The sequence below is a fragment of the Crystallibacter permensis genome (assembly GCF_025960875.1).
GTDB lineage: Bacteria > Actinomycetota > Actinomycetes > Actinomycetales > Micrococcaceae > Crystallibacter > Crystallibacter permensis.
In genome coordinates this window covers 91858-104633 of sequence record NZ_JAODLR010000002.1, presented here as the reverse complement: position 1 = coordinate 104633, position 12776 = coordinate 91858, and the positions used below count along the sequence as shown (strand labels likewise).

The following is a 12776-nucleotide window of genomic DNA, read 5'->3' as shown; positions in this document are numbered from 1 at the left end:
CCGGTCCGGGCGAGGCCTGACTGCCGGTCCGCCGCAGTGCTCAAGCGGTCCGGCGCGCTTCGATCCGGCCGGAGACGAGGAACAGCGCGCTGGCACAGAGGCAGCAGCCAAGCATCAACATGGCCATCGGAGCGGCCGTGAAGCCTCCGCCGATGCCGGCCAGCGGTGTGACCAATGCGCCCAGCACGAACTGGGAGGCGCCCAGGACGGCTGAGCCTTGGCCCGCGGCCTGCCGGACCGTGCCGATGGCCAGGCTGGTGGTGTTTCCCATCAGGAAACCTGAGCAGCTGATGGCAAAGAAGATAGGGACGGCCGCCCAGATGGCTGGCGCGCCCGTTATGACCAGGACGAAGATGGCTCCGGTCATGAACAGCTGCGCCATCAGGGCCGCGGCGATAATGCGCCGCACGGCGAAGCGGCGGATCAGCCGGACCGAGGTCAGGCCGCACGCCATCATCCCCAGCGCGTTGACGGCCGCGGCGGTGCCGTACCCGATGGCGCTGAAGCCCATCAGGTTCTGGTAGACAAAGGACGAGGCCGAAATGTAGGAGATGATCACGCCGAAGGTAAAAGCGAACTGGAGCACGTAGGCCGGGAACAGGCCTCCCTTGAAGGCCCGCCGGACCACCTCGCCGGCGGCGAGCAGGGCGGCCTTGTCGCGGGCATGCGAAGGATGGGTTTCGCGGACCACCAGCAGGACGCCGCCGAGCATCACCGCGAAGATCCCTGCAGATACCCAGAAGATGCTGCGCCAACTGCCGGCGGCGAGCAGGACGCTGCCCAGCAGGGGAGCAAGCACCGGAGCCAGGCTGGAAATGGTCAGTAGCAGGGTGAAAGCCCGCGCCGCGCCGAGACCTGCGTTAAGGTCCGAAATGATGGCCCGGCCAATGACGATTCCGGCCGCAGCGGCAAAACCCTGGACAAAGCGGGCTCCCACCAGGAACCAGATATCCTGGGCCAGCGCAGCGGCAATACAAGCGACGACGGCGATGGCGACGCCGACCATGAGTGGCCGGATGCGCCCGTACCTGTCCGAGAGCGGGCCGAACGCCAGCTGCCCGAGCGCGATGCCGAGCAGCAGCGCCGTCAGAGTGAACTGGGCGCCGGAGGCACGCACGCCAAGGTCGGTGGCGATCATGGGCAGCGAAGCCAGATACATGTCGGAGGACAACGGCGCCGCGGCGGCCAACAGCGCAAGGACAGCCAGCAGCGGTCCCGACATGGCCGGCGTCGTACGTTGTGCAGTCATGGCCATTATCCAAACACGCTCCGGCAGCAAGTCATGGCTGTGTGACGCACAGACGGAGACCGGGAAGCTCGAAGGTATTTCGGCGCGGCCTGTCCAGCACTGTCCAAATATTGGAACAATGTCCGGATGCTGGACGAAGAGGCGTAGAATTTTCGGCGGTAATCATTCGTTTTCATCGAAAGCCGACACCATGTCTTCTGCAGCACCAGCCTCAACAGGTGCGTCCAAGGCCCCGGTCAACTCCCGCGGCCGTGTGATCGTTGCCAGCCTTATTGGCACGTCCGTTGAGTTCTATGACTTCTACGTCTACGCCACGGCCGCCGTGCTCGTTTTCCCGGCCTTGTTCTTCCCCGGGGCCGATGCGGCCACCGCGCTGCTGAGTTCGTTCGCCGTCTTCGGCGTCGCCTTCATCGCGCGGCCGCTCGGGTCCATTGTTTTCGGGCACTTCGGCGACAAGTTCGGCCGCAAGGGCACGCTGGTCGCCTCGCTGCTGACCATGGGCATCGCGACCTTCCTGATCGGCTGCCTGCCCACCGCGCAGGTCACCGGCTGGACGTTCTGGGCTCCGGCCCTGCTGGTGGTCCTGCGCTTTGCCCAGGGCCTGGCCCTGGGCGGCGAATGGAGCGGGGCCGCACTGCTGGCCACCGAGAATGCCCCGGCGAATAAGCGGGCCATCTACGGCACGTTCCCGCAACTGGGCGCCCCGATCGGCTTCATCATTGCCAACTCGCTCTTCCTGGTCCTTAGCCTGAACCTGAGCAACGAGGCGTTCATGTCCTGGGGCTGGCGCATTCCGTTCCTGGGCAGCGCCGTCATGGTCATCATCGGCCTCTGGGTCCGACTGAAGCTGGTGGAGACCCCGGCCTTCCAAAAGGTCGTGGACAAGGGCGAGGTCACCAAGCTGCCGCTCGGCCGCGTCTTCAAGTCCAGCTGGCGCCAGCTGATCCTGGGTACCTTCATCATGCTGGCCACCTACGTGCTGTTCTACCTGATGACCACCTTCACGCTGTCCTACGGCACCGCCGCCAAGACGGTGGACGACGCGGCAGCGGCCGCTGCCGCAGCCGGCAAGGACTTCGATCCCTCGGCGTTCACCGCCGGCCTGGGTTATGCCCGCAACGACTTCCTGCTGATGCTGATCATCGGCGTCGTCTTCTTCGGCATCTTCACGCTGGTGGCCGGACCGCTGGCAGAAAAGTTCGGCCGGCGGAAGACGCTGATCTGGGTATCGCTGGGCATCGTGGCCTTCGGGTTCCTCTGGGTTCCGCTCTTCGGCGGCGGCTTCGCCGGCACCATGCTGCACCTGATCATCGGCTTCACGCTGATGGGCCTGACCTTCGGTCCCATGGGTGCAATGCTGCCCGAGCTGTTCCCGACCAACGTGCGGTACACGGGCTCGGCCGTGGCCTACAACTTCTCCTCGATCCTGGGCGCCTCCGTTGCCCCGTTCATCGCGGTGGCGCTGTGGCAGGCGGCCGGCGGCAGCACCTTCCTGGTAGGCATGTACCTCAGCGGTGCGGCCGTTGTAACCCTGATCGCCCTGTTCCTGACCAAGGAAACCAAGGACATGGATTACGAAGGCCTGAGCAGCTGATTCCCCTCTGATTCCCGTCAAAGAAAGCCCGCGGTTCCAACAGGAACCGCGGGCTTTCTTTCAGTTATGAATTCGGCTGCCCGTTAGTGGACTTCCTTCCGTTTGGTGATGAAGCCCCAAATCAGCAGTACGATGACGGCGCCGGCGATGGCAACGAGCCAGCTCTGGATGCTCCAGAATTCTTCCAGTCCGACACCGAAGATGGCACTGCCGACCCAGCCGCCCAGCAGGGCGCCGATGACGCCGAGTACTAGGGTTGCGATCCAGCCGCCGCCTTGGTCACCCGGCAGGATCAGCTTGGCGATAGCGCCCGCAATTAGTCCGAGAATAAGAAAAGCAAGAAAACCCATGATGCTCTCTCCTTACGGTGATCAATGGTCCCCCGACGGGATTGCCGGGGAGTGTCCCTTACCAATTCCCACGGTACAACAAAGCATGCTTATTGTATTGTCTTTTTGCCAAAGGAATTTATGGCCGGTAGGGTCTCCGCTGCGCGCGCCGTCTCCAAGACAAGCGGGAGTGTCCGCAGCTGGTGGCTGCGGACACTTCCCTCAGGCGCCACGTCTTGCACGTTGCGCGCTGTGAGCGCCTACGGTGCCGCCTGAACCGCATCCGCAGTCGGTTCGGAAACCAACTGGACCGGGGTTCCGTCGCCTCCGGTGTAGGTGACGACCACCTGAACCGTGAAGCCGACTTCAGCTTCGCCGAGCAGGAAATTGCCGGTCGTACCGTCCTGGGTAGTGGCTGCTGCGCCCGTGTCGGGGTCAACGACCTGGAGTTCGAACCGGAGGTCCGTGACCTCTTGATCGGTAATCTCCGCCGTTGCGTTCACCGTCTGTCCTTCCACGAGGTCGCCCACATTGAGGTTGACCGTGCCGGCGGGCAGCTCGACCGGTGCTTCAACACCGTCGGAGACGTCCACCGTTTCATCGCTGAACTGCAGCTGCTCGACGTTGCGCAGAATGTCCTGGCGAATGCCGGGGTTGGCAACACTGGTGACCCGGATAACGCCATCGGAAAGCTGCTCGATCTCGAACTCTTCGCGGGTTTCCGCGTAGACGATCGTATCCGTGGCATCAGCCTGGTTGGCGTCAGCGCCGACAATCCTACGCTCAATGAACAGATCTGCCGGGCTAATGGTCCGGTTGAAGATCCGTTCCGAGAAGGCCGAGATCGACTTGGCCGTTTCGGCTACGGCACCGCCGGCAGGCCGCCAGACAACGTTCACGTCCAGCCATGCGTCGCCGTCGACGAAGTTGCGTCCGAGACGGGGTTCGACGAGGTCGCTGCCCGGACCGGCTAACAGGATGTTGTTGTTGAAATCAGCCGGTGTGGTGGGCTGGCCATCGAGGAACGGCAGGGCGTATTCGGGAAGCTCGCCACCACCCAGCAGGTCGCGAAGACCGGCGATCCGGTCCAGGTTTTCCTGGGTCATGCGGTGGCCGTACCCGAGGGTGCCGATGTCCGGAGCGACGAGATCATCTTCCGATTGGGATCCCCGGATAACGTCGTTGCTGTTCCAGCCGGCGACTGCTTCGACGCCGAGGTACCTGTCGCGGATACCCGACTCGACTTCGGGAACGATCTGCAGCCTGTCCATATCGACCCTGGCCGGGAACCTATTGTCCTTGAATGTCACCCAGTCGAAGCCAAGCATGCCGCCGAACCGCTCCGTCCCCGTGCCGGCGATCATGATGTCGTCGCCGCCTTCGGCATCGTGGTCCGCGTTGCCGGAGCCGCCGTTGAGGACGTCGTGCCCGCCGTGCCACAGGGCAGGATCGTTCATCATGGTGTTGCTCAGGTCGCCGACCAACAGATCGCTGCCGCCCGGACCGCCTTCAATCCAATCGTCCCCTTCATCGCCCCGGAGGTTGTCCGGTCCGGTGGAGCCAAGAATGAAGTCATTACCCAGACCGCCAAAGACCGTGGAATTGTCCTGGCCGCCGAGGATGAAATCCTGTCCGGAGCCGCCGAAGAGCAGGTCCGCTACGCCGGGTCCACCGCTGAGGGCATCGTTGCCGGCCTCACCCTGGAGCCTGTCGTCGCCGTTGAGATCGGTCAGGATGTCATCGCCGTCACCTCCCATCAGGGCATCGACGCCGTCGTCGCCTTCAATCCGGTCATTTCCGGCACGGCCCCAGAACGAGTCATCGCCGATGCCACCCCGGAGACTGTCATTGCTGTCCGTTCCCTGCATGGTCGTATGTTCGCCGCCGGTAAACCGGGACCATCCGTCCAGCGATTGCAGCCCGGCGGCGGAGAGATCCGCTGCCGGCTCGGTCAGGTCGAAGGTCGCCTGGGCTGCAGCGAAGACGTCGTGCGGCAGCTTGTCTGCGGAAGTGTTCCGGAGGATCAACTGGGAGAACGAATTGGCTTCGAGCGTGTGGAACAAGGAGTTGCCCAGGTTCCTGGTCAGGTAGTAGAAACGGTCGCCGTTCTGCAGGTTTTCCAGCTGCTGTTCGAACACCACATTAAATGTGGTGCCGAGCATGCCGCCGAAAACGAACGGCTTTTCAGCCATGCCGCCCATCCAGAAGTCGATGTCGTTGACACCGGTATCTGCGGCCGGAGCGGTCATGAACGCCTCGTCCTCGATGAGCACCGCCGCCGCTGCACGCTTTCCGTCCAGCGTGTCAACGTCCAGCGAGGGGTGGATTCCGTAGGCGGCCACGAAGTTCAGGATGGACTCCGGATTCTTCATCGCCAGCCGGAAGTCTTCCCAGCTGGTGTACGGGGCAAGTTCCGGATGCCGCGAATCTTCGTAGAACGTTTGGCGTGCCACCTGCAGTGACGGAACACCGGTCTCGCGTGCCCGCAGCATATTGATCGTGGCCAGGTCCAGCGGCAGTCCCAGCAACTGGTTGCGCAGCGTATCGGTCACGAATTCGTCGATGGCGTTTGCCGTCTGATGCGTGGTGCCCCGGATGATGGAGCCGGCAGCCTCATCCGGTGACAGTGCAGTGCCGTCAGGAGCTGTCAAGTAACCCTGCGGGTTCAGGAAGCCGTCGAAGAGCGGTATGTCCTCCATCTCGCCGTTGACCTCGCGCCGGATGTCCTCGGTCAGCAATGAATGCCCAAACCGGTAGACCACGTGCGCGAATTCCGCGACGATGGCCGGGTCAACATCCGGCATGTAGGAATTCTCGTTGAGGGTCGTGGCATCGATGTTCGGCTGGATCCGGCGGGCAAACTCTTCGAAAACGAGGTGCTGGTATTGCATCTCGGTGAAGAAGCGCGCCGCCTGGAACAGCCGCTCACCGTAGTCCCAAATACCGTCCTCGGCCATGTACCGCTCCCGAAGTTCGGCGGGTGCCTCGTTCTGCAGGAAGTCGTCGACCTGGTCCATGACCCGGTTGTGTTCCGAATGGAACACGTGGTGCACAGCGGTCAGGGCAATGTTCTCGTTGCCGCGTCCGTCGCCGGTGGCGAAGTGGCTTAACAGCAGCTCGGCGTCGTAACCGCTCGGTGGATTCGGCGTAGCGCCATGTGCAATGTCGTCCAGGAAAGCCTGGTTCACACGGACCACGTTCTCCGGTACGCCAACGCCGCCATTGGCAGGATCGCCTTCAACCATGGTGCCGTCTTCGAGAACCAGTTGCGGATAGCCGTTTGGGCCCGGAACAAAGCGGCCGTACGGATCCACCCGCAGCATCGGTACGTTCAGGACGTCCGTGTCCGTCAGGTTGATGCCGAGGACGGTACGGGCCTGGTTCTTGACGTCGTTCCAGGTAGCCAGGCCCTCACCGCCGACGCCGTTGAGCAGTTTGCCGGTGATCTCGGGTCCGTTTGTTCCGGCCGCATACTCCCGGAGGAACGCCTGGTGCGAGGGGTGCGATGTGTAGGTCTGGTTCTGGTCGACGAACGGTGTGGTGCGGTTGGTATGCTCCTGGCTGCCGTCCTCGCCGATGGTGGCGCGGGAGAGGGTCAGGAAGTTGGTACGGGAGCCCTCGACATACAGCGGATCATCTGGCTGCAGCGGGACTACGATGGTGCCGTTGCCGCCCTTGGATACCTGGTCCAGGCCGTGGTCGAAGAACTGCCCAAAGAACGTGAAGAAGCTGGTTACGGAAGCCGAGAGGCCCTCATCTGTAGCAACGTCGGGGATGAAGATTTCGGAACCCCCGACCAAGCCGGCCAGTTCGGCTTCCACTCCTGCGCTGACGGCCATCGGGCCGCCGAGGACAATGGCTTTCTTGGCCTTGAGCCGCTGCAGTTCGGCAGCGACACTGGCCGGGACTGCGCCGCTCTTGGGAACCAGCAGGATGGGCGCACCCCGCTTCCCCGCGGCAGGCGAACCGGAAAGCGCATCCGGGAAGTTCTCCCCGGTGCTGAGATAAACGGTGTCCACGCCGGATGCGTAGTGTTCGGCCGAGATCATCGCGGCCGTGTCATACAACGTGGTTCCGCCGATCCGGGTGACGGTGGAGTCGGTCCGGCTGTTCAGCTGGTTGAAGACCGGGTCGCTGACCGCCTTTGGCCCGCCGAGAACAACAATCTCAGAGGGATTCAACCGGTCCAGTTCAGTGGCGGTGGACGCAGGGATGCCGTCCCTGGTAACCAGGAGGACGGGATTGCCGTCCCTGGCCGCAGGGGCGGCGGCGGCCAACGCATCCGGGAAGTTCAGGCCCGTTGCGATGAACACCTTGGACGCACCATCGGGATGGTTGGCCCGACTGATGGCCGCCGCGGTGTCGTAGCGGGTTGTCCCGGCCTGGCGGGTCACCGTTCCTGCCGTGAATTGCTGGAGCGTGGTGGCTACATTGGCTGTGACAGCAACATCGCCGCCGACAACCACGATGCGCTGCGGCTGGAGCCGGGCCAGTTCGGTCCGGATGGAGGCGGGAATGCTGTTTGAATTGACCAGCAGCAGCGGTCCGCCGTTGGCCATGGCCGCCGGTCCTGCTGCCAATGCATCAGAGTAGTCATCCGCCCGGGCTATGTAGGCCACGGGGACCCCCGGGTTGTAGTTGGCCTTGCTGATTTCAGCGGACGTGTCGAACAGCGTGGTGCCATACGTTCGGCTGAACGCGGTGCCGTCAACGAGGCCGGATCCTTCAATCCGCTCGGACGCTGCCACTGCGGCGGGATTGTCGATGGTCTCGTCGACGATCAAGTTGCTGATGATGCGCGGTTCCGCGTCGTAGACGAATTCCCCGTCGGTGCTTTTGTACGAGGTCGGCGTCCCCGGAGCGCCGCCTGGTGCGCCGCCGCCGGGAATCGGATCGGCATCCTTGAAGTCGGCCGGAAGCAGCCGCGGAAAATCCTTCCCGCTTGTTCCGTAGCCGTCCTGGCCGGGCATGAGGTTGTTCCAGCGGCCGTCAACGGTCCGCAGCCCGAACGGCAGCGTCGGCGAACCCACGCAAGGGTCGCCGTCGACGTCGAAATGTGTCTGTTTGGCGATGTTGAAGGTGGCGCCGGCCCGGCACAGCGGAGATGAATCCTCGTCTTCAACAATGGTGTCCTCGGCGTGCGCTTCGGATATGTCGATCTGCTTGATAATGAACTCCAGATCACCGGTGGTGACATTGAAGTCCTGACCCGGCGGCGGTGCCGCCGCAGCTTGGCCGGGGAGCATCACCCCGGATAAGACCACCGCGCTGCCGGTGGCCAATGCTGCCAGTTTGGTCCTCGTTTTGCGGCGCGCTGAAATGTGCCGCGGACTCTTGTCCATCGTGTTTCCCCAATTCCGAATGGACCCGCTCTTTGCGCGAAGCCTCCCCAAACGGCCGGGCCGTCCGGTGCGAGTGGATGGAGCCGCTGTGCCGTCTGTGCGAGCCTTACACCAGCACCCTTGGAAAAAGTTGAGGCCCTAGTCGGAGCGTGGTTCGGGGAGTCCACACTGCAGGCGGCACAGCCGTGCGCACCGTCCGTTAACCAGCGGTGCCCGGTCCCTCAACGGAACCGGGCACCTGGACTGGAGCTGCCAGGGGCAAAGCCCGATACTGGCTAGCCGGGGGAATGCGGCCGACGCCGGGCTGCCTAGTCGATAATGGCGGCCAGCACCGCGCCGGCGGAGACCGTGGCGCCCGGCTTCGCCGTCAGTTTGGAAACGGTGCCGGCCTTGTGCGCTGTCAGCGGCTGCTCCATCTTCATGGCCTCAAGCACGACGACGAGATCGCCTTCCGCAACCGTGTCACCTTCGCTGACGGCCACCTTCACGATGGTGCCCTGCATGGGTGAGGACAGATCGTCCCCGCTGGCCGCCGCGCCAGCCGAGCCGCCGGAACGTCCGCGGCCGCGCTTGGGCTTGCCGTTGGACTTGGTGGCGGAGCCGCCGGAGGTATTCAGGCCGGCGGGGAGCACAACTTCCAGCCGTTTGCCGCCCACCTCAACGGTCACGCGCTGGCGCTCGCCGTCGTCGTCGTTGGTTGTTGACGCCGCGGCATCAAAGGCGGGAATCTTGTTGACGAACTCCGTCTCGATCCAGCGGGTGTGGACCTTGAAGGGCTCCAGCGGGTCCGCCGGGGCGAAGTCCGGATCCGCAGTCACGGCGCGGTGGAAGGGCAGGACGGTCGGCATGCCGACGATCTCCATCTCCTCCAGGGCGCGGCGGGCGCGCTGCAGGGCCTGGTTGCGGCTGGCGCCGGTGACCACGAGCTTGGCGAGCAGGGAGTCGAAGTTGCCGCCGACCACCTCGCCGGCTTCGACGCCGGAGTCCACGCGGACACCGGGGCCGGTGGGCAGTTTCATCGATTCCACCGTGCCGGGAGCCGGCATGAAGTTGCGGCCGGCGTCCTCGCCGTTGATGCGGAATTCAAAGGAGTGGCCGCGGATTTCGGGATCGCCGTAGCCCAGTTCCTCGCCGCAGGCCAGCCGGAACTGCTCGCGGACCAGGTCCACGCCGGCAACCTCCTCGGAAATGGGGTGCTCAACCTGCAGCCGCGTGTTGACCTCGAGGAAGGAGATGGTGCCGTCCTGGCCGACCAGGAACTCGCAGGTGCCCGCGCCCTGATACTTCGCTTCGAGCATGATGGCCTTGGACGCTTCGTACAGCCGGTAGTTCTGGTCCGCGCTCAGGAACGGGGCGGGTGCTTCCTCGACGAGCTTCTGATTGCGGCGCTGCAGCGAGCAGTCGCGGGTGGAAATAACGACGACGTTGCCGTGCGCATCGGCGAGGCATTGGGTTTCGACATGCCGGGGTGCATCGAGGAACCGCTCCACGAAGCACTCGCCGCGGCCGAAGGCGGCCGTTGCTTCGCGGACCGCGGACTCGAAGGCTTCGGGGATCTCGTCCCGGTCGCGGACCACTTTGATGCCGCGGCCGCCGCCGCCGTAAGCGGCCTTGATGGCCAGCGGCAGGCCGTAGGTGTCCGCGAAGGCCAGGACCTCGTCCACGCCCTGCACCGGATCCGCGGTGCCGGGAACCAGGGGAGCGCCGACCTTCTCGGCGATGTGCCGGGCCTGGACCTTGTCGCCGAGTTTGGCGATGGCGTCGGGGGAGGGGCCGATCCAGATCAGCCCGGCGTCGATGACCCGCTGGGCGAAGTCCGCGTTTTCGGCGAGGAAGCCGTAGCCGGGGTGCACGGCGTCGGCACCGGAGGCGGCGGCCGCTTCGAGCAGTTTGTCCATGGCCAGATAGGACTCCGTGGCGGTGCTGCCACCCAGAGAGTAGGCCTCGTCGGCCAGACGGACATGCAGCGCATCCCGGTCAGGCTCCGCGTAAACGGCGACGGAGGCGAGGCCTTCATCCCGTGCGGCTCGGATTACGCGGACGGCAATTTCACCACGGTTGGCGATCAGTACCTTGGTGATGCGCTGGGTCATTCAAAGCTCCTTCTATCCTTGAGGAGCCTAGCGCGGTTTTGCGGTTTTCGCCCATGAAGCATGCCATTTCTGCGTGTATGGGCGTGGTTCTTTGTAGGTGTTCTACAAAAGGGGCGGTGGTGGGAGCTGGTCTTGGGTGTCTCCGCCCGCCAGGGAGGTGCGGTCCCACTGTGACGATAATCCATTGAGGCCGATTCGCCGTTTTAGGTACCGTCGGCCGTTCGCCTCCTGTATACCTGTCGGTAACCCGTAGGGAGGATCAAGCGCGCCAAAGCGGTGCCCTTGGGAGCAAAGGATGGCAGTGGGGGACGTGTATTTGGGGCAGGTTCTGCCAGTTAGCCTGGGAGGCCGTTACAAGCTTCAGGAACTGATCGGGCGGGGCGGATCAGCGGCGGTCTATAAGGCCGTGGACGACGTGCTGGGCCGATTCGTCGCGGTAAAGGTTTTCCGCCCTGATGTCAGCGACGAAGGAGAGCTGCGGCGTCAGGAGGCAGAGGTACAACTGCTGTCGACATTCAACCACCCAGGCCTGGTGACTGTTTACGATGCAGGGAGGGAGACCTCCTCCGATGGGACCCGCTCCTTTGTGGTGATGGAGCTCGCGCAAGGCAAGGACCTGCGAAACCGGCTTCGGTTGGGGCCGCTGGAGGCCAGGGATGTAGCAAAGACCGGTCACCAACTGGCGGCTGCACTTCACTATGTCCACGTCCGGGGTGTGATCCACCGCGACCTCAAGCCGGCGAACATCATGCTCGCGTTCGATGAAGATACTGGTGAAGCCATGGCCAAGCTCATGGATTTTGGCATTGCCCGCGTCTTGGAAGGAACACGGCTGACCGCCACCGGGCAGACGGTCGGAACCGCAACCTACCTGAGCCCGGAGCAGGCGCACGGCGGGGCACTCGGAACATCCAGCGATATCTACTCCCTGGGACTGGTCCTGTTGGAGTGCCTGACCGGTCACGTCGAATTCCCCGGCAGTCCGGTCGAATCGGCAGTGGCCCGCCTGCAACGCGGACCGGTTATCCCAGCGGGGATCGGCCCTGGATGGGTTCGCCTTCTCTCGAAGATGACTGCGATGGATCCTGCCGCCCGACCCGACGCCGCCGAAGTAGCTGCCCTGCTGGCCGACCTGGATAACAGGGTGTGGGAGCCAGAGCCCGCCCTGGAGTCGCCGGAGAGGCCGGAGAGCAGTACGGCAGCCATGCCGGCTTCCCCGGTGGCAAGACCTCTGCGGTCGCTGCCCACGCTCAAGTTTGCCGTCTGGACCATCGTTGCTGTCCTCGTGCTCGCTGGTATTGCGGTCCTTGTACCTTCGCTGGCGTCCGGTCCGCAAGAGGCTCAGACCTCTGTCCCGGCACCATCGCCGGCCCTGACCGGAGAGCTCGAAGAGCACATGCGGAACCTTGAACGGAACCTTGTCCCATGAAGAAGCCACAAGGTGTTCGCCGTTTCGCAGCTGCTGCGGCAGTTTCTGCCGTGCTGCTCGGCAGCGCCTGCACTGCGCCGCCACAGCTGAATACAGGAGCCGCCGAAAGAATGCAGACCCACGCGGCCGAGGTCCGGACCGCCGCGGCCGCCGGGGATTATGAGAAAGCGATCGAGGATCTGGGCGACCTGACAGAGGAATTGAGACAGGCAGCCGGGGACGGCGACGTCTCTTTCGCCCGCTACCAGAGCATCGAAGCCGCCATCGAGCAACTCGGCGCAGACCTTGCCGCGGAACTAGCTGCTGCATCGCCTCCTTCGGAAACGCCGAATCCTGAAACAGAAGCGGCTGCGCCGGAGACGCCGAACAGTGTTGGGAAAACGGAACCGATCCAGGGGCAGCCGATTCCTCTTCTGCCGGCCCCGGTGCACGCACCCCCTTCCACAGTCTCTGCCCCGGACCCTTCCGAGACCTCGCCCGTGCCGGCTGAGCCGGACGGCGGCCAGGGAAATGGCAACAGTCAGCGGGACAAAGAACTTCCAGGCCAGGGCAACAACGTCAGCAAGAAGGACAACGGCGCCGGCCGGGACAATGTGACAGGCCCGGGTGGATCCGAGGGTGACGGGCATAAGGGAGGAGCTGGGACAGGTCCTGGTTCCGGCCAGGACAAAGGCAACTCCGGCAGGGACGATAGCTGATTCCCGCGGGGTCCGATACGCGGGCCACGTCGCCCGGGTGGC

At 64.2% G+C, this 12776-nt stretch carries 7 protein-coding genes; 3 read left to right on the top strand and 4 right to left on the bottom strand.

Features of this window, described 5'->3' with window-relative positions:
* Positions 1 to 40: 40 nt before the first annotated feature.
* Complete coding sequence (locus tag B0G38_RS02855) at positions 41 to 1249, bottom strand: Bcr/CflA family efflux MFS transporter (protein ID WP_264668045.1); 1209 nt, start codon at positions 1247 to 1249, stop codon at positions 41 to 43.
* 190 nt (positions 1250 to 1439) lie between these two features.
* On the opposite strand from B0G38_RS02855, the gene B0G38_RS02850 reads away from it, so the two are divergent.
* Complete coding sequence (locus B0G38_RS02850) at positions 1440 to 2843, top strand: MFS transporter (protein WP_264668044.1); 1404 nt, start codon at positions 1440 to 1442, stop codon at positions 2841 to 2843.
* An 83-nt stretch (positions 2844 to 2926) separates the two neighbouring features.
* Here the strand turns inward: B0G38_RS02850 and B0G38_RS02845 are convergent, their stop codons facing one another.
* From B0G38_RS02845 to B0G38_RS02835, 3 genes are all read right to left on the bottom strand, one after another.
* Positions 2927 to 3193 (bottom strand): GlsB/YeaQ/YmgE family stress response membrane protein, encoded by a 267-nt coding sequence (locus tag B0G38_RS02845; protein WP_169994984.1) that lies wholly within the window; start codon positions 3191 to 3193, stop codon positions 2927 to 2929.
* Positions 3194 to 3432: 239 nt separating this feature from the next.
* Positions 3433 to 8514 (bottom strand): peroxidase family protein, encoded by a 5082-nt coding sequence (locus B0G38_RS02840; RefSeq protein WP_264668043.1) that lies wholly within the window; start codon positions 8512 to 8514, stop codon positions 3433 to 3435.
* Positions 8515 to 8822: 308 nt separating this feature from the next.
* Complete coding sequence (locus tag B0G38_RS02835; RefSeq protein ID WP_264668042.1) at positions 8823 to 10607, bottom strand: acetyl/propionyl/methylcrotonyl-CoA carboxylase subunit alpha; 1785 nt, start codon at positions 10605 to 10607, stop codon at positions 8823 to 8825.
* 295 nt (positions 10608 to 10902) lie between these two features.
* Here B0G38_RS02835 and B0G38_RS02830 point away from each other — a divergent pair, with 295 nt between their 5' ends.
* A complete protein-coding gene (locus B0G38_RS02830; RefSeq protein ID WP_264668041.1) occupies positions 10903 to 12036 on the top strand; it encodes a serine/threonine-protein kinase in 1134 nt (377 codons plus the stop codon).
* A complete protein-coding gene (locus tag B0G38_RS02825; RefSeq protein ID WP_264668040.1) occupies positions 12033 to 12734 on the top strand; it encodes a hypothetical protein in 702 nt (233 codons plus the stop codon). Before B0G38_RS02830 ends, B0G38_RS02825 begins: the two co-directional genes overlap by 4 nt.
* The last annotated feature ends 42 nt before the right edge of the window (positions 12735 to 12776 follow it).

Coding starts and splice junctions, on each gene's coding strand:
- B0G38_RS02835 (WP_264668042.1), bottom strand. CDS start 10,607: ATGACCCAGCGCATCACCAAGGTACTGATCGCCAACCGTGGTGAAATT.
- B0G38_RS02845 (WP_169994984.1), bottom strand. CDS start 3,193: ATGGGTTTTCTTGCTTTTCTTATTCTCGGACTAATTGCGGGCGCTATC.
- B0G38_RS02825 (WP_264668040.1), top strand. CDS start 12,033: ATGAAGAAGCCACAAGGTGTTCGCCGTTTCGCAGCTGCTGCGGCAGTT.
- B0G38_RS02850 (WP_264668044.1), top strand. CDS start 1,440: ATGTCTTCTGCAGCACCAGCCTCAACAGGTGCGTCCAAGGCCCCGGTC.
- B0G38_RS02830 (WP_264668041.1), top strand. CDS start 10,903: ATGGCAGTGGGGGACGTGTATTTGGGGCAGGTTCTGCCAGTTAGCCTG.
- B0G38_RS02840 (WP_264668043.1), bottom strand. CDS start 8,514: ATGGACAAGAGTCCGCGGCACATTTCAGCGCGCCGCAAAACGAGGACC.
- B0G38_RS02855 (WP_264668045.1), bottom strand. CDS start 1,249: ATGACTGCACAACGTACGACGCCGGCCATGTCGGGACCGCTGCTGGCT.